The sequence below is a fragment of the Streptomyces sp. Tu 2975 genome (assembly GCF_009832925.1).
GTDB lineage: Bacteria > Actinomycetota > Actinomycetes > Streptomycetales > Streptomycetaceae > Streptomyces.
The window spans coordinates 3,961,171-3,977,822 of record NZ_CP047140.1 but is presented as its reverse complement, the minus strand read 5'-3'; the positions used below and the strand labels follow the sequence as shown (position 1 = coordinate 3,977,822).

Here is a 16,652-nt window from a genome sequence, read left to right as displayed (position 1 = left end):
GTCTCGCGGTACCCGCGGACGCCTCACCCGGCGCTCGAGGTACCCGCGGACGCCTCACCCGGCGAAGGCGTCGCACACCGCGTCGTACTCCTTCGTCCACCACACCGCCAGGGCCGACACCGCGGGGAACTGCGGGTCGGCCCTTCGGTCGTGCAGCTGGTAACGCCAGCGCAGTATCCAGAAGTCGTTGAGCCGCTCCCACCAGACGCGGTGGACGGCGGCCCGCAGTTCGGCCGGGTCGGCGCCGGCGGCACGCCGGTACGCCCGCGCGTACGCCCGCACCTTCGTGAGCTCCAGCCGGCCGGCGGGGAGGACGAAGAAGATCGCCGCCGCCCGCACCGCCTCCTCCGCCCGCGGCTGGACCCCGAGCCGGTCCCAGTCGACGATCGCGGCCGGTTCGGCCCCCCGGTAGAGCAGGTTCAGCGGGTGGAAGTCGCCGTGCACCCAGCCGCCCGCGCCGCCCGGCGGCGGCCTGCGGCCGGCATGGCGCTCCAGCAGCGTGCGCCGCTGCAGAAGGCGGTGTTCGGCGAGGGTGTCGAAGGAGTCGCGGGGGCGGGCCGACCTGGCCAGTTCCAGCAACTCGTCGATGAGGGTGAACGTCTCTTCGGGGTCGGCGCTGCCGTGCTCGGTGTGGCGGACGGTGCCGTCGTCCATGACCTGCGCCAGGCAGGTGTGGACCGTGCCGAGGAGTGATCCGAGCCGCCGTGACTGGGCGGTGCTGAGCTGGGCGCCGTTGCGGTGGCGGCCTTCGACCCAGGGGTGCAGGGCGTAGCAGTGACCGTCGATCACGGCGACCGTGCCGCCGCCCTGGTCCTCCAGAGGCGGCGCGACGGGCACGTCGAGTGCCTGGAGCCGCTGGGTGGCGCGATGCTGCCGCGCGATGGCCTCGTGGTCGCCGTCGAGGTGGTGCTTGAGGAAGTACGCCCCGCGGGTGGTCGCCAGGCGGTAGCCACGGTTGAGGAGCCCCTGGGTGACGGGTTTGCAGGAGAGGGGCTCGCCCGCGTTCTCGTAGCGGCGCAGCAGCACGGAGAGGGGCGGAGCGGTATCAGATGAGCGCGGCACCCGCCAGATGTTAGATCACTCCGTGTGTCGCGCCGAATGCCCTTCGGAGCCGCTCATGGTGCGCACGGTGGCGAAGTGGGGTTCGACGCACATACATGCCGGCCGGAAGTCCTCGCCGTCGATGCGGTGCGGCCGCGGGCCGGAGCGCACCAGCTCCTCGTCGGTCGGCCTGACCGTCCGGGCGGTGCCGGTGAACTGCACGGACCAGAGAGCCGCCGAACCGGAGTCGAGATTGTCCGTGCCGTAGGCGACCACGCTGCCGCAGCCTGCCCGCAGATGCTCGCCGGTGGCCTGTAGGCGCAGCAACACCCGGCCGTCCGCCACGACATGGCGTGCGGGGCCCAGGACGGGCATGGAGCCCTGACGCTGGTGGCCAGGAGGCCGTAGCGGACACGGCCGAGCTCGATGGCGCGGAGTTCCTCTGAGGGTATGCCGCCCACTCTTCGTGGCCGACGGCTCCGCAGGGCAGAGGCGCCTGCCCTGAACGTCACGGGACCTTGAGTCCCCTGACCGAGCGCGGCCGCGTTGGTCCGAACGAGTGACGGTGGTGGCGTCAGTGGTGCTGACGCTCCGCCCGGATCCTCGCCACGGACGCGGCGGCCTGCGCGCTCCGCTCTGTGCCGAGTTTCGAGAGCAGGCTGGAGACATACTTCATGACGGTCTTCTCCGCGAGGTGGAGCCGCTCGCCGATGGCCCGGTTTGTGAGCCCTTCTCCGATCAGGTCCAGGAGCCTGCGCTCCTGGTCCGTGAGGTCCGCGAGCCGCTCGTCGCCGGCCGGCCTGTTCCCCTCGCGCAGCCGCTCGAGGACACGGGCGGTTTCCACCGGGTCGAGCAGGGATCTGCCCGCGGCGACGTCCCGCACCGCGGCGAGCAGCTCGCTGCCACGGATCGCCTTCAGCGCGTATCCCGAGGCCCCGGCCATGATCGCGTCGAAGGGTGCCTCGTCGTCCGCGAACGAGGTGAGCATCAGGCACTTGATGTTCTCGTTCCGCGAACGCACCTCGCGGCACACCTCCACGCCGCTCCCGTCCGGAAGCCGCACGTCCAGGACGGCGACATCAGGAGCGGTCGCAGGGATCCTGACCAGGGCTTCTTCTGCCGTTCCGGCCTCACCGACCACCTCGATGTCAGCTTCGGCGGAGAGCAGTTCATGAACGCCGCGCCGGACCACTTCATGGTCGTCGAGGAGAAATACGGTGATTCTTCCCGTTTCGTGCACGGGGGCAGTCTCACATATTGACTCTTCCCGTGTCCGGGGTGGCCGGGATAACGTGCCCGTGTTCCGGCGGCCTGCAAGGCTGTGACCAGTGGTTGTTCCCCTATTTCTCGATTTACTTGGAAATCCAAGCAAAATCGCAGGTCAAATGGGGTTTCGCAGTAATGCTCCCCACTGGGTAACGTGCCTGTGACAGGACGTTCGCCGGGGCACCTGTCACGCCTGACTTCCGGCCGCGTCGCACACACCCCGTGCGCGGGCACGGATGTGGGCGAGCCGCACTGGCTTTCCGGCGGACCCCGGGGGCCGGACCGACGGAGGAGCACGCACGTGACCGTGGAGAGCACTGCTGCCGCGCGTAAACCGCGACGCGCCAGCAAGCGCGCCAGCGCCACCAAGAAGCCGCAGAGTTCCGAGCCCCAGCTCGTACAGCTGCTGACGCCCGAGGGCGAGCGCGTCCAGCATCCCGAGTACGACATCGATCTGAGCGCCGACGAGCTGCGCGGGCTGTACCGGGACATGGTCCTGACCCGCCGCTTCGACTCCGAGGCCACCGCCCTGCAGCGCCAGGGCGAGCTGGGCCTGTGGGCCTCGCTGCTGGGTCAGGAAGCCGCGCAGATCGGCTCGGGACGCGCCCTGCGCGACGACGACTACGTCTTCCCGACCTACCGCGAGCACGGCGTCGCCTGGTGCCGCGGTGTCGACCCGACCAACCTGCTGGGCATGTTCCGCGGGGTGAACCACGGTGGCTGGGACCCGACCACCAACAACTTCCACCTCTACACGATCGTCATCGGCTCGCAGACGCTGCACGCCACCGGCTACGCCATGGGCGTCGCCAAGGACGGCGCCGACTCGGCCGTGATCGCGTACTTCGGCGACGGTGCGTCCAGCCAGGGCGACGTGGCCGAGTCGTTCACGTTCTCCGCGGTCTACAACGCCCCCGTCGTGTTCTTCTGCCAGAACAACCAGTGGGCGATCTCCGAGCCCACCGAGCGCCAGACCCGGGTGCCGCTGTACCAGCGCGCCCAGGGCTTCGGCTTCCCCGGCGTCCGCGTCGACGGCAACGACGTCCTCGCCTGCCTGGCCGTGACCCGCTCCGCCCTGGAGCGGGCCCGCCGCGGCGAGGGCCCGACGCTCGTCGAGGCCTTCACGTACCGGATGGGTGCGCACACCACCTCGGACGACCCCACCAAGTACCGCCACGACGACGAGCGTGTCGCCTGGGAGGCCAAGGACCCGATCCTGCGCCTGCGTACGTACCTCGAGGCCGAGGGCCACGCCGACGAGGCGTTCTTCACCTCCCTCGACGAGGAGAGCGACGTGCTCGCCAAGCGGGTCCGTGAGGCGGTCCGGGCCATGCCCGACCCCGAGGACATGGCGATGTTCGACCACGTCTACGCCGACGGGCACTCGCTCGTCGACGAGGAGCGCGCCCAGTTCGCCGCCTACCAGGCGTCGTTCGCCGAGGAGGGCAACTAGTCATGGCCGTACAGAAGCTTCCTCTCGCGAAGGCGCTCAACGAGTCGCTCCGCAAGGCCCTCGAGACCGACCCCAAGGTCCTGATCATGGGTGAGGACGTCGGCAAGCTCGGCGGCGTCTTCCGTATCACCGACGGCCTTCAGAAGGACTTCGGCGAGGACCGGGTCATCGACACCCCGCTCGCCGAGTCGGGCATCGTCGGCACGGCCATCGGTCTGGCCCTGCGCGGCTACCGCCCCGTGGTGGAGATCCAGTTCGACGGCTTCGTCTTCCCGGCGTACGACCAGATCGTCACGCAGCTCGCGAAGATGCACGCCCGCGCGCTCGGCAAGATCAAGCTGCCGGTCGTCATCCGCATCCCCTACGGCGGCGGCATCGGCGCGGTCGAGCACCACTCCGAGTCCCCGGAGGCGCTCTTCGCGCACGTGTCCGGCCTCAAGGTGGTCTCCCCGTCGAACTCCTCCGACGCCTACTGGATGCTCCAGCAGGCGATCCAGAGCGACGACCCGGTGATCTTCTTCGAGCCGAAGCGCCGCTACTGGGACAAGAGCGAGGTGGACACCGAGGCCATCCCCGGACAGCTGCACGCGGCGCGCGTCGCACAGCCCGGGTCCGACATCACGCTGGCCGCCTACGGCCCGATGGTGAAGGTCTGCCTCGAGGCGGCCGCGGCCGCCGCCGAGGAGGGCAAGTCGGTGGAGGTCATCGACCTGCGCTCGATGTCCCCGATCGACTTCGACACCATCCAGACGTCCGTCGAGAAGACCCGCCGGCTGGTCGTGGTCCACGAGGCTCCCGTCTTCTACGGCTCCGGCGCCGAGGTCGCGGCCCGCATCACCGAGCGGTGCTTCTACCACCTCGAGGCCCCTGTGCTGAGGGTCGGCGGCTTCCACGCCCCGTATCCTCCGGCGCGGCTCGAGGAGGAGTACCTTCCGGGTCTGGACCGTGTGCTGGACGCCGTCGACCGCTCGCTCGCGTACTGAGGAGTGCCGTGACCATGACTCAAGACACTTCCCTTCGCTTCCGCGAGTTCAAGATGCCCGACGTGGGCGAAGGACTCACCGAGGCCGAGATCCTCAAGTGGTACGTCCAGCCGGGCGACACCGTCACCGACGGCCAGGTCGTGTGCGAGGTCGAGACGGCGAAGGCGGCCGTCGAGCTGCCGATCCCGTACGACGGCGTGGTCCACGAGCTGCGCTTCGCCGAGGGCACCACCGTCGACGTCGGCACCTCGATCATCACGGTCGATGTGGCGCCGGGGAGCGATGACGCCGCTCCGGCGGAGGCCGCCGCGGTACCGGCCGCCCAGACCGAGGCGTCGCCCGTCGCCGAGGCCGTCGCAGAGGCGGAGGAGGCGAAGCCCCAGGGCCGTCAGCCGGTTCTCGTCGGCTACGGCGTCGCCGAGTCCTCGACCAAGCGCCGGCCGCGCAAGCAGGTGGGTGCGCCCGAGCAGAGCCAGGCGGCCGCGGCCGTCCAGGCGGAGATGAACGGCCACGGCGTGCCGACGGCGCCGCGTCCGCTCGCCAAGCCCCCGGTGCGCAAGCTCGCCAAGGACCTGGGCATCGACCTGGCGACGGTCACCCCGACCGGCCCCGACGGCGTCATCACCCGGGAGGACGTCCACGCGGCCGCCGCCCCGGCCGCCGCCGCGGCACCTGTCACCGTGCCGGCCGCCGAGCCGGTCACCGCGCAGGAGCCGCTCTCCGCCCCCGCCGTCGAGGCGGGCGCGCGCGAGACCCGCGTGCCGATCAAGGGCGTGCGCAAGGCGACGGCCTCCGCGATGGTCGGCAGCGCCTTCACCGCACCGCATGTCACGGAGTTCGTCACGATCGATGTGACGCGCACGATGAAGCTGGTCGAAGAGCTCAAGTCCGACAAGGACATGGCCGGTCTGCGGGTCAACCCGCTGCTGCTGATCGCCAAGGCCCTGCTGGTCGCGATCAAGCGCAACCCGGAGGTCAACGCCTCGTGGGACGAGGCGAACCAGGAGATCGTGCAGAAGCACTACGTCAACCTGGGCATCGCCGCGGCCACTCCGCGGGGCCTGATCGTGCCTAACATCAAGGACGCGCACGACAAGACCCTGCCGCAGCTGGCGTCGGCGCTGGGCGAGCTGGTGGCCACGGCCCGGGAGGGCAAGACCACCCCGGCGGCGATGCAGGGCGGCACGGTGACCATCACCAACGTCGGCGTCTTCGGCGTCGACACCGGTACGCCGATCCTCAACCCCGGTGAGTCCGCGATCCTCGCGGTCGGTGCGATCAAGCTCCAGCCCTGGGTACACAAGGGCAAGGTGAAGCCCCGTCAGGTCACCACTCTGGCGCTCTCCTTCGATCACCGCCTGGTCGACGGCGAGCTCGGCTCCAAGGTTCTCGCCGATGTCGCGGCGATCCTGGAGCAGCCGAAGAGGCTGATCACCTGGGCCTGATGGCCCTGACGTCCTGTTTCACGTGAAACGCCCGACCGGGAGCACTCGGTCGGGCGTTTCACGTTGAAGGGGAAGCGATTCATGGGGGTATGCCGGAAATGGGCTTCCGTTATGCGGACACGGCTGCCTGATGCACCTCTGTTGTATCTATGCTGTGCGCATGCCTGCCGCGCCCGTGAAACGACCTCCTGCCGCCGACCGTGTCTACACCCACGTCAAGCAGGCCGTCCTCGACCGGCGCTACGAGGGCGGCACCCTGCTCACCGAAGGCGAACTGGCCGAGGCCGTAGGCGTCTCCCGCACACCGGTACGGGAGGCCCTGCTCAAGCTCGAGGTCGAAGGGCTGATCAAGCTCTATCCGAAGAAGGGCGCGCTCGTCCTCGCCGTCTCCGCCCAGGAGATCAGGGACGTGGTCGAGACCCGCCTGCTGGTCGAGGAGTTCGCGGTACGCCGGGCCGTGCCCGCGCCCGCCGTGCTCGTCGCCCGCCTGGAGGAACTGCTGGCCGAACAGCGCCGTCACGCCGACGCCGGAGACCTCGCCGCCTTCGCCGTCAGCGACCGGTGCTTCCACGCCGAGATCGTCAAGCACGCGGGCAACGACATCCTCTCCAGGCTGTACGACCAGCTCCGCGACCGTCAGCTGCGCATGGGCGTCGCGATGATGCAGGCGCTGCCCGACCGCATCACCCGCAACCACGACGAGCACGCCGAGATCCTCGAAAGGATCAAGGCGGGAGACGCCGAGGGTGCCGCCGCCTGCGTGCGAGGGCACCTCGGCCGGGTCGAGGACCTGGTCCGGGGTGAGACACGGTGAGCGGCTCGGCCCCCGCCCTCTCCCTGCCCGGTGATCCCCCCGGCGGCCGGCGTGCCGCCGTGGTCTGGGGCATCGGTGTCGCCGTCTACTTCGTCGCCGTCATCTTCCGTACCAGCCTGGGCGTCGCCGGCCTCGACGCCGCCGACCGCTTCGACGTGGGCGCCTCCGCCCTGTCCACCTTCTCGATCCTCCAACTGCTCGTGTACGCGGGCATGCAGATACCGGTCGGCCTGATGGTGGACCGGCTGGGCACCAAGAAGGTGCTCACCATCGGCGTGGTGCTGTTCACCCTCGGCCAGTTGGGCTTCGCGCTCTCGCCCTCGTACGAGACGGCGCTCGCGTCCCGCGCGCTGCTCGGCTGCGGCGACGCGATGACCTTCATCAGCGTGCTGCGCCTCGGATCGCGCTGGTTCCCGGCCCGTCGAGGACCGCTCATCGGGCAGGTCGCCGCCCTCTTCGGAATGGCCGGCAATCTCGTCTCCACGCTTGTCATCGCCCGCATGCTGCACGGTGTCGGCTGGACCGCCACCTTCGTCGGCAGTGCCGCGTGCGGGGTGGTCGTCCTGATCCTGCTCTCGCTCTTCCTCTCCGACCACCCGGAAGGCCACGAACCCCCGCCGGCCCGGCACGCGGGACCCGCCTTCGTGCGGAAGCAGATAGCCACGTCCTGGCGTGAGCCCGGAACCCGGCTCGGTATGTGGGTCCACTTCACGACCCAGTTCCCCGCCATGGTGTTCCTGCTCCTGTGGGGGATGCCGTTCCTGGTGGAGGCGCAGGGCCTGTCCCGCGAGACCGCGGGCAGCCTGCTGACGCTGGTGGTGCTCTCCAACATGCTGGTGGGTCTGGTGTACGGCCAGGTCATCGCCCGTCACCACGGAGCACGGGTGCCACTGGCGCTCGGCACGGTCGGGGCCACCGCCGCCCTATGGGCGGCCACCCTTGCCTACCCGGGGGACCAGGCGCCCATGTGGCTGCTGATCACACTGTGCTCGGTGCTCGGCGCCTGCGGTCCCGCCTCGATGATCGGGTTCGACTTCGCGCGGCCGGCCAACCCGCCGGAGCGGCAGGGCACAGCGTCCGGGATCGTCAACATGGGCGGGTTCGTCGCCTCGATGACCACGTTGCTGGCGGTGGGCGTCCTTCTGGACGTCACCGGCGACGACTACCGCATCGCCTTCTCGTCGGTCTTCGTGCTGGAGGCTCTCGGGATCACCCAGATCCTGCGGCTGCGCGCCCGCACGGCACGACGCGAACGGGAACGGCTGGTGGCGAGCCGGGTGGAGGCGGTGCACGTTCCGGCCTGAGTGCCGGCTGACGGCGCTCGGCCCGGTGAACGGCGCCCCACGGGCCCCCGGGGCCCCTCCCAGGGCCCCGCGGGCCCGTCTACGGCGTGACCGCGAACTCGCGCAGGATCGCCGCCGCCAGCTCCGTGTCCCCGTCCACCTTGATCCGGTCGTGCACCGCGGCCGCCCGGACGCGTCCGCAGGCCAGCCGGTAGTAGGTCTCCCAGTCCAGGGCGAGGGTCACCAGCGGGCCGAGCGAGGGAGAGCCGTCGATCGAACCGCGCCCGTCGGCGTCGACGCGCACCGTGCGCAGGAACTCCAGCGGGCCGTGCACATCGAAGACGACGGCCGAATTCGCGGGCGCGCCCGCCTCCTTGGCGACCACCTTGGGCAGCCCTTCGAGAAGCACGTCCCGGGCGACATGAGCACCGGGGGAGTCGAGGTTGCCCGGCTTGTTCAACGCGGTCCGCAGGTCCTGCTCGTGCACCCAGGTGTCGAACGCCCGCATCCGGTAGGCCACTTGCACCGTCTGCTCGGCACCGAGCGGCGCTCGGATCAGGGCGTCGGGGCTGCGGTTCTCGTTACGCAGCTGCCGTGCCCGCCGAATCATCGTGTACTCGAGTTCCGCGGTCATCTCCGGCGCCGTGTGGTGTCGGCGCACATCGACCTGCATCTCCATGTAGCGAGCGAACTCGCTCTGCACATGGTAGAGATCACGCGGCAGGGAGTGGATGGGCCGCGGGTCGCCGAGCATCTCGCACTCCATGCCGATGACATGCGAAACGATGTCACGCACCGACCAGCCCGGGCACGGAGTGGCGCGGTTCCACTCACCCTCGACGAGCGGCCCGACCAGCTCGGCTATCGCTTCGATGGAGTGGGTCCAGGCATCTGCGTAGTTCTGGAGGCTGGGATGGACGGTCACGGGACCCCTCGGCGGTCGTACGCGGACAAATTGGACTGGCAGCGCTGTGGGGGTCCGGGGGTGGCCCCCGGATGAGCACAGTACGCTGCCCGAAGGCACCCCGGCAGTGCTTTCGTGTGACGATCGTAGGCCCGTGTTGACGGCTCGAATGCCAGGACGGTGGTAGTGTGCGCGCCTCTCTCCTTCAGATCGCAGTAGACCCGGACGAAACGGTCGATTCCCGTAGGCGGCGTGCGGCCTCCCTGGTGCGGGAACAGGCGGGCTCCGAACTGGTGATCCTCCCCGAGTTGTGGCCCGTGGGCGCCTTCGCCTACCAGCAGTTCGAGAAGGAGGCGGAGCAGCCCACCGGCCCGACCTTCGAGGCCATGGCCGAGGCCGCGAAGGACGCGGGAGTCTGGCTGCACGCCGGTTCCGTCGTGGAGAAGGCCGATGACGGCACCCTCTACAACACCTCGCTCGTCATCTCCCCCACCGGTGAACTCGCCGCCGTCTACCGCAAGATCCACCGCTTCGGCTTCGACAAGGGCGAGGCCGTGATGATGGGCGCGGGCGAGGACCTGGTGACCGTCCGGCTCCCGGGCGCCCTCACCATCGGTCTCGCCACCTGTTACGACCTGCGCTTCCCCGAACTGTTCCGCGGCCTCGTCGACGCCGGCGCCCAGGCATTGGTGATCCCCGCCGGCTGGCCCGCCCGTCGCCGCGAGCACTGGACCCTGCTCGCCCGCGCGCGCGCGGTGGAGAACCAGGCCTACGTCCTCGCCTGCGGCACGGCGGGCACCCACGCCGGCGTCGAGCAGGCCGGCCACAGTATCGTCGTCGACCCCTGGGGCGAGGTCCTCGCGGAGGCAGGCCCCGGCGAAGAGGTCGTCACCGTGGACCTCGACCCCGCGAAGGTCACCACGACCCGGGACGAATTCCCCGCCCTCAAGGACCGCCGTCTGGGCCTGCCGGCCCCGGCCGCCCCGAGGCTCTGACCGCACCCCGGGAGGAGGGTCCCGCCGTGCGGCGGACCCTCCCTCAGCGGTCTTCCCGCTCCCTCTCCGCCATCCGGATCACACACACCGCCACCGCGATCAGCAGCGCCGCGTCAGCGTCCTCCCGTACGACGTCCACCCCGTACGTGTCACGCAGCGTCAGCCATCGCCGCGAGATGTGGGCCAGCAACTCCCCGTCGTACTCGACCGCGAACTCCCGGTCCAGGATCCGCCCGCTGACGTCCAGCTCTGTGCCCTCGGCCAGGGTCACCCGGTAGTGGTTGCGCAGCAGTGACATCCGCTTCCGGCGCACCGTGGCCAGCGTCCCGCCGTCCCGTTCGATCGTCATCGTGTCCCGGACGCTGAACAATCGACGACGCAGAGTGATCAGCACGCGCCCGTCAGGGTCCTTGATCTCCAGGGTGTCCCGCAGCCGCATGGCCTTCCCGTCGACCAGGAAGGCGTGCCGCCCGTGCTCGTCTTCGATCCAGTAGTCGTCGCCGATCGCGAAGATCCTGTCCCGCACCAGATATTTCATGGCGGAATGAGTACCCCCGCGGGGGCGACGGGACAGGGGCACGGCCGCACGTGCACGCGTTCGGGTGTCCCGCGAGCGTGCCGGCCCGGTCCCGGTCCACGGACACGACCAGGGGCCGCCGTGGCAGGGCGTCGGTCGCGTAGCCGTACGCGTGATCCGGTGTTCGTACCCGGATGGCAAGCTTGAAGCATGAACGATGCCGCCCCGGCGCCCACCCCCGCGCCCCGCCGTGCCCGTGTCCGTGCCCCTGAGCTGATCGGCAAGGGTGGCTGGCTCAACACCGGAGGGAAAGACCTCACTCTCGCCGACCTGCGAGGACGCATCACGGTCCTCGATTTCTGGACGTTCTGCTGCATCAACTGCCTGCATGTCCTCGACGAACTGCGCGAGCTCGAGGAGAAGCACCGCGACACCGTGGTGATCATCGGGGTCCACTCGCCGAAGTTCGTGCACGAGGCCGAGCACCAGGCCGTCGTGGACGCCGTCGAGCGCTATCAGGTGCACCACCCCGTCCTCGACGACCCCGAGCTCGCCACCTGGAAGCAGTACGCGGTGCGCGCATGGCCGACGCTCGTCGTCATCGACCCCGAGGGGTACGTCGTCGCGCAGCACGCCGGCGAGGGGCACGCGCACGCGATCGAGAAGCTGGTCGAGGAGCTCGAGGCGGAGCATGCGGCGAAGGGCACGCTGCGCCGCGGCGACGGCCCCTATGTCGCTCCGGAACCCGTCGCCACCGACCTGCGCTTCCCCGGCAAGGCCCTGCTGCTGCCCTCCGGGAACCTCCTCGTCTCCGACTCCACCCGGCACCAGCTGGTCGAGATGGAGGCGGACGGCGAGAGCGTCGTGCGCCGCATCGGCGACGGCGAGTTCAACGAGCCGCAGGGTCTCGCCCTGCTGCCGGACGGGCGGGTCGCCGTCGCCGACACCGTCAACCACGCCATCCGTGCCTACGACCCGGCGACCGGCGCGATCGAGCTGCTCGCCGGGACCGGGAAGCAGTGGTGGCAGGGCTCACCGACCTCCGGGCCGGCGCTCGAGGTGGCCCTCTCCTCCCCGTGGGACGTGGCCTGGTGGGAGGGCCGGCTGTGGATCGCCATGGCCGGGGTGCACCAGCTGTGGACGTACGACCCCGAGCAGGGCACGGTCCAGGTCGCTGCGGGCACCACCAACGAGGGTCTGGTCGACGGGCCTGCCGCCGAGGCCTGGTTCGCACAGCCCTCCGGGCTCGCGGCCACCGAGGACCGGCTGTGGATCGCCGATGCGGAGACGTCCGCGGTCCGCTGGATCGACCGCGACCTTCAGGTGCACACCGCCGTCGGCACCGGACTCTTCGACTTCGGTCACCGCGACGGCGATGCCGCACAGGCGCTGCTCCAGCACCCGCTGGGGGTCACCGCGCTGCCCGACGGGTCGGTCGCCGTCAGCGACACCTACAACCACGCGCTGCGGCGCTTCGACCCCGCGACCGGTGAGGTGACCACGCTCGCGACGGATCTGCGCGAGCCCAGCGGGGCGGTGCTGGCCGGCGAGGACATCGTGGTCGTGGAGTCGGCCAGGCACCGGCTGACCCGGCTGCGGCTGCCCGACGAGGCGGTACGGGTGGAATCGGTCGCGCACCGCACGCAGCGTGCGGCGACCGACGTCGCGCCGGGCACGCTCCGGCTGGACGTGGTCTTCGAGGCCCCGGCCGGCCAGAAGCTCGACACCCGGTACGGGCCTTCGACGCGGCTGCTGGTCTCCTCGACCCCGCCCGGGCTGCTGCGCGCGGGCGAGGGCGCGGGGACCGACCTGAGCCGTGAGCTGGACATCGATCCGGCCGTCGGGGAGGGCGTGCTGCACGTCTCCGCGATGGCGGCGTCGTGCGACGACCCGGCTGGGGGTACCTCCCAGGCCGGAGGCTCTGGGGAGAGTATCCGGCCTGCCACGTCCACCAGCAGGACTGGGGCGTTCCGGTGCGGATCACGGCCGAGGGCGCGACCCGGCTGCCGCTCGTGCTGGCGGGGATGGACCGGGCCGGGTAGCAGGACAGGGACTGGCAGCGACCGGGCCGGGCGAGCGGCGCGGCTGGAGCAGGCAGCTGCGAGGAACGGCTCGGCAGGAAGGGAAACGCGGGGGCGGTCAGCGCGCCTTGGCCGCCTCTTCGAGGCCCCGCATCAGGTCGTCCTTGTTCATGCACGGCTGGACCTCGATCTTCGCCCCGAGCTCATGGAAGAGCGGCTCGAGGAGGAGGGGCAGCTGGGCGCTGTCCTGCATGTCGAACACGATGATGCAGGAGCGGCAGCCCTGGTGCGGGCCGAAGTAGGCGGCCTCCGGCTCGAGCCTGCCGAGGATGCGGCCCCAGATCTCCTGGATCCGCGCCGGGTCGGTCAGCTCGTTGGTCTGCTTCGTGTCCATGACGGCCCGCAGCATCATCCTCATGGCGGTCGCTCCGATCGTGTCGTGCCGAGTGGGCCCCCCTTGCCGCACTCAGCGTCGACCGCCCCGGAGGTGGCGGCAACATCTTCTACGCCGCTCCGGTGGGGCCGGGCGCCGCAGGAACAGGCCCTTGGCGAGGGCTTCCCTCACCGCCGCGGCAGGCCACGACCCCGGGCGGGGCCGCGGCCGGCTGCCGTGCTCACCCCTCGAGGAAGGCGGCGAGCGCGTTCGCGAGCAGGTACGGGTCGTCCGCGCCGCACAGTTCGCGGGCGCTGTGCATCGAGAGGATGGCGATGCCGATGTCGACGGTGTGGATACCGTGCCGTGCCGCCGTGATGGGGCCGATGGTGGTGCCGCACGGCATCGCGTTGTTCGACACGAACGTCTGCCACGGCACGCCCGCCTTCTCGCAGGCCGCGGCGAAGTAGGCCCTGCCCTGGCCGTCGGTGGCGTACCGCTGGTTGACGTTGACCTTGAGGATGGGGCCGCCGTTGGCGCGCGGGTGGTGCGTCGGGTCGTGCCGCTCGCCGTAGTTGGGGTGGACGGCGTGGCCGGTGTCTGAGGACAGGCAGACCGTTCCCGCGAAGGCGCGGGCCCGGTCCTCGAGGCTGCCGCCGCGGGCGAACACCGAACGCTCCAGCACCGAGCCGAGCAGCGGGCCGTCGGCGCCGGTGTCCGACTGCGAGCCGTTCTCCTCGTGGTCGAAGGCGGCGAGGACGGGGATGAAGGGCAGCTCGGCGGAGGCGGCGACCGCGGCCAGCGCGGCCGTACCGGCGTGCACGGAGACGAGGTTGTCCATCCGCGGGCCGGCGAGCAGTTCGCGGTCGCGTCCGAGATAGGCGGGCGGTTCGACGGAGTGGGCCATCAGGTCCCATCCGGTGACCTCGCCCTGGGGGATGCCGGACTCCGCCTCGAGGAAGCGGATCAGGTCGCCTTCCTCGACGTCACCGAGCCCCCAGATCGGCTGCATGTGGCGCTGCCGGTCGAGCTTGAGGCCGTCGGTGTTGACCGAGCGGTCGAGGTGGACCGCGAGCTGCGGTACACGCAGCAGCGGCCGGTCGATGTCGACCAGCCGGTGGGACCCGTCGCGCAGCGTGAGCCGGCCTGCGAGCCCGAGGTCTCGGTCGAGCCAGGTGTTGAGGAGGGTGCCGCCGTAGATCTCGACGGCGACCTGCCGCCAGCCGAACGCGCCGGTGTCGGGCAGCGGTTTGACCCGCAGGTTCGGCGAGTCGGTGTGCGCGCCGACGATGCGGAACGGGGTGTGGGCAGAGGCGCCTTCCGGCACGTACCAGGCGATGAGGGCCCCGCCGCGCACGACGTACCTGCCGCCGGTGGTCCCGTCCCAGGCGTCGGTCTCGAGGACCTGCCGGAAGCCGGCCTTCTCGAGCCTTTCCGCAGCCGCGGCGACCGCGTGGTACGGCGTGGGTGCTGCCGTGAGGAAGGACATGAGGTCGTCGGTGTGGCCGCGATCGAAGCGGGCAGGTTCGCTGCTCATGGGTTCACCTTAACGAGGGGGGTAAGTTGCCCGGTCGTCCATCTGTGACACCTGGTCCACCGGGCGCCGGCGACGGCGGAAAACGGTTGCCGTGACGGTCCCGGCGCACGGGCCAGGGTATCGAGGGAACGCGGCAGGGCCGCCGTCCGAATAGTCGGACGGCGGCCCTGTGACAGGTCTGACGGGCCTAGAAGGCGGCCTCGTCGAGGTCCATCAGCGAACCGTCGACGCTCTCGGCGAGCGCGCGCTCGACGGAGACGCCCGGGAGGACGTTGGCCGCGAAGAACTTCGCCGCCGCGATCTTGCCCTGGTAGAACGGCACGTCCTTGGCGGAGGCGGTCTCGAGCTTCTCGGCGGCGACGGCCGCGCCGCGCAGCAGCAGGTAGGCGACGACCACGTCGCCGGAGGCCATCAGCAGGCGGGTGGTGTTGAGGCCCACCTTGTAGATGTTCTTGACGTCCTCGCCGGTGGCGATGAGGTCGTTCGTCATGGTGCCGACGATCGCCTCGAGGTCCACGGCGGCCTTGGCCAGCGCGTCGCGGGCGGCGGCCAGCTCCTCGCCGCCGGTGCCGACCGCGAGGAACTTCTTGATCTCCTCGGAGAGGGCGTTCAGCGCCTGGCCCTGGTCGCGGACGATCTTCCGGAAGAAGTAGTCCTGGCCCTGGATGGCGGTGGTGCCCTCGTAGAGGGTGTCGATCTTGGCGTCGCGGATGTACTGCTCGACCGGGTACTCCTGGAGGTAGCCGGAGCCGCCGAAGGTCTGCAGCGACTGGGCCAGCTGCTCGTACGACTTCTCCGAGCCGTAGCCCTTGACGATCGGCAGGAGCAGGTCGTTCAGCGCGACGAGCGACTTGGTGTCCTCGCCCGCGGTCTCCTTGACGGCGATCTCGTCCTGGATGGAGGCGGTGTACAGCACGAGGGCGCGCATGCCCTCCGCGTACGCCTTCTGCGTCATCAGGGAGCGGCGCACGTCGGGGTGGTGCGTGATGGTGACCTTGGGGGCGGTCTTGTCCGCGAAGTTCTTGAGGTCCGGACCCTGGACGCGCTCCTTGGCGTACTCCAGCGCGTTGAGGTAGCCGGTGGACAGGGTGGCGATGGCCTTCGTGCCGACCATCATCCGGGCGAACTCGATGATCATGAACATCTGGCGGATGCCGTCGTGCTTGTCGCCGATCAGCCAGCCCTTGGCGGGGTGCTGGTCACCGAAGGTCATCTCGCAGGTGTTGGAGGCCTTGAGGCCCATCTTGTGCTCGACGTTCGTCGCGTAGACGCCGTTGCGCTCGCCCAGCTCGCCGGTCTCCCAGTCGAAGTGGTACTTGGGCACGAGGAAGAGGGAGAGGCCCTTGGTGCCGGGGCCGTGGCCCTCGGGGCGTGCCAGCACGTAGTGGAGGATGTTCTCCTCCATGTCGTGCTCACCGGAGGTGATGAAGCGCTTCACGCCCTCGATGTGCCAGGAGCCGTCGTCCTGCTGGACGGCCTTGGTGCGGCCGGCGCCGACGTCCGAGCCGGCGTCCGGCTCGGTGAGGACCATGGTGGAGCCCCAGCGCTTCTCCACGGCTATCTCGGCGATCTTCTTCTGCGCCTCGTTGCCCTCTTCGAAGAGCACGCCGGCGAAGGCGGGGCCGGAGGAGTACATCCAGACGGCCGGGTTCGAGCCGAGCAGCAGCTCCGCGTAGGACCAGATCAGGGAGCGGGGCGAGGTGGTGCCGCCGATCTTCTCGGGCAGGCCCAGACGCCAGTACTCGGAGTCCATGAAGGCGTTGTAGCTCTTCTTGAAGCTCTCGGGGACCGGGGCGGTGTTGGTCGCGGGGTCGAACACCGGAGGGTTGCGGTCGGCGTCCGCGAAGGACTCGGCGAGCTCGTTCTCCGCGAGGCGGGCGATCTCCGCGAGGATCGACTTGGCGGTGTCGACGTCCATCTCCGCGAACGGGCCGGTGCCGTACAGCTTGTCGCGCCCGAGGACCTCGAAGAGGTTGAACTCGATGTCGCGGAGATTCGACTTGTAGTGCCCCATGGCGAC

Annotated in this window: 14 protein-coding genes and 1 pseudogene; 7 read left to right on the top strand and 8 right to left on the bottom strand. The window is 70.3% G+C overall.

Features of this window, described 5'->3' with window-relative positions; genetic code table 11:
• Window positions 1-54: 54 nt before the first annotated feature.
• The 3 genes from GLX30_RS17525 to GLX30_RS17515 all read right to left on the bottom strand — a co-directional run bounded on the left by GLX30_RS17525 (window position 55) and on the right by GLX30_RS17515 (window position 2,281).
• Window positions 55-1,062, bottom strand: a complete 1,008-nt coding sequence (locus GLX30_RS17525) for a phosphotransferase (RefSeq protein WP_159689660.1) — start codon at window positions 1,060-1,062, stop codon at window positions 55-57.
• Window positions 1,063-1,077: 15 nt separating this feature from the next.
• Entirely contained in the window at window positions 1,078-1,416 is a 339-nt protein-coding gene (locus GLX30_RS17520) for a pyridoxamine 5'-phosphate oxidase family protein (protein ID WP_208545431.1), read from the bottom strand.
• Between the two features lie 199 nt (window positions 1,417-1,615).
• The gene (locus GLX30_RS17515; protein ID WP_159689657.1) at window positions 1,616-2,281 is read right to left on the bottom strand and encodes a response regulator transcription factor; all 666 of its coding nucleotides are present in this window, start codon (window positions 2,279-2,281) and stop codon (window positions 1,616-1,618) included.
• A 327-nt stretch (window positions 2,282-2,608) separates the two neighbouring features.
• Here GLX30_RS17515 and pdhA point away from each other — a divergent pair, with 327 nt between their 5' ends.
• The 5 genes from pdhA (at window position 2,609) to GLX30_RS17490 (ending at window position 8,306) form a co-directional block, all read left to right on the top strand.
• Entirely contained in the window at window positions 2,609-3,760 is a 1,152-nt protein-coding gene (gene pdhA / locus GLX30_RS17510) for a pyruvate dehydrogenase (acetyl-transferring) E1 component subunit alpha (RefSeq protein WP_159689654.1), read from the top strand.
• A 2-nt stretch (window positions 3,761-3,762) separates the two neighbouring features.
• Window positions 3,763-4,743: an alpha-ketoacid dehydrogenase subunit beta gene (locus GLX30_RS17505; RefSeq protein WP_159689652.1), complete on the top strand. Its 981-nt coding sequence runs from the start codon at window positions 3,763-3,765 to the stop codon at window positions 4,741-4,743.
• 14 nt (window positions 4,744-4,757) lie between these two features.
• Window positions 4,758-6,188: a dihydrolipoamide acetyltransferase family protein gene (locus tag GLX30_RS17500; RefSeq protein ID WP_159689649.1), complete on the top strand. Its 1,431-nt coding sequence runs from the start codon at window positions 4,758-4,760 to the stop codon at window positions 6,186-6,188.
• Between the two features lie 160 nt (window positions 6,189-6,348).
• The gene (locus GLX30_RS17495; RefSeq protein ID WP_189473236.1) at window positions 6,349-7,002 is read left to right on the top strand and encodes a GntR family transcriptional regulator; all 654 of its coding nucleotides are present in this window, start codon (window positions 6,349-6,351) and stop codon (window positions 7,000-7,002) included.
• Complete coding sequence (locus GLX30_RS17490) at window positions 6,999-8,306, top strand: MFS transporter (RefSeq protein WP_159689642.1); 1,308 nt, start codon at window positions 6,999-7,001, stop codon at window positions 8,304-8,306. The genes GLX30_RS17495 and GLX30_RS17490 overlap by 4 nt, the downstream gene beginning before the upstream one ends.
• A 79-nt stretch (window positions 8,307-8,385) precedes the next feature.
• Here GLX30_RS17490 and GLX30_RS17485 read toward each other — a convergent pair whose 3' ends face one another.
• Window positions 8,386-9,210, bottom strand: a complete 825-nt coding sequence (locus tag GLX30_RS17485) for a maleylpyruvate isomerase family mycothiol-dependent enzyme (protein WP_159689639.1) — start codon at window positions 9,208-9,210, stop codon at window positions 8,386-8,388.
• Between the two features lie 167 nt (window positions 9,211-9,377).
• On the opposite strand from GLX30_RS17485, the gene GLX30_RS17480 reads away from it, so the two are divergent.
• Window positions 9,378-10,184: a carbon-nitrogen family hydrolase gene (locus tag GLX30_RS17480; protein WP_159689637.1), complete on the top strand. Its 807-nt coding sequence runs from the start codon at window positions 9,378-9,380 to the stop codon at window positions 10,182-10,184.
• Window positions 10,185-10,227: 43 nt separating this feature from the next.
• Here GLX30_RS17480 and GLX30_RS17475 read toward each other — a convergent pair whose 3' ends face one another.
• Window positions 10,228-10,722: an LURP-one-related family protein gene (locus GLX30_RS17475; protein WP_159689635.1), complete on the bottom strand. Its 495-nt coding sequence runs from the start codon at window positions 10,720-10,722 to the stop codon at window positions 10,228-10,230.
• A gap of 189 nt (window positions 10,723-10,911) precedes the next feature.
• Here GLX30_RS17475 and GLX30_RS17470 point away from each other — a divergent pair.
• A pseudogene (locus GLX30_RS17470) lies at window positions 10,912-12,743 on the top strand (NHL domain-containing thioredoxin family protein).
• Window positions 12,744-12,840: 97 nt separating this feature from the next.
• Here the strand turns inward: GLX30_RS17470 and GLX30_RS17465 are convergent.
• From GLX30_RS17465 to GLX30_RS17455, 3 genes are all read right to left on the bottom strand, one after another.
• Window positions 12,841-13,140 (bottom strand): hypothetical protein, encoded by a 300-nt coding sequence (locus tag GLX30_RS17465; protein ID WP_159689632.1) that lies wholly within the window; start codon window positions 13,138-13,140, stop codon window positions 12,841-12,843.
• A gap of 196 nt (window positions 13,141-13,336) precedes the next feature.
• On the bottom strand, window positions 13,337-14,632 hold the full coding sequence (locus GLX30_RS17460) for a M18 family aminopeptidase (RefSeq protein ID WP_159689629.1): 1,296 nt from the start codon (window positions 14,630-14,632) through the stop codon (window positions 13,337-13,339).
• 187 nt (window positions 14,633-14,819) lie between these two features.
• Window positions 14,820-16,646, bottom strand: coding sequence for an acyl-CoA dehydrogenase (locus GLX30_RS17455; RefSeq protein WP_159689626.1), 1,827 nt, complete (start codon window positions 16,644-16,646; stop codon window positions 14,820-14,822).
• Window positions 16,647-16,652: the final 6 nt, after the last annotated feature.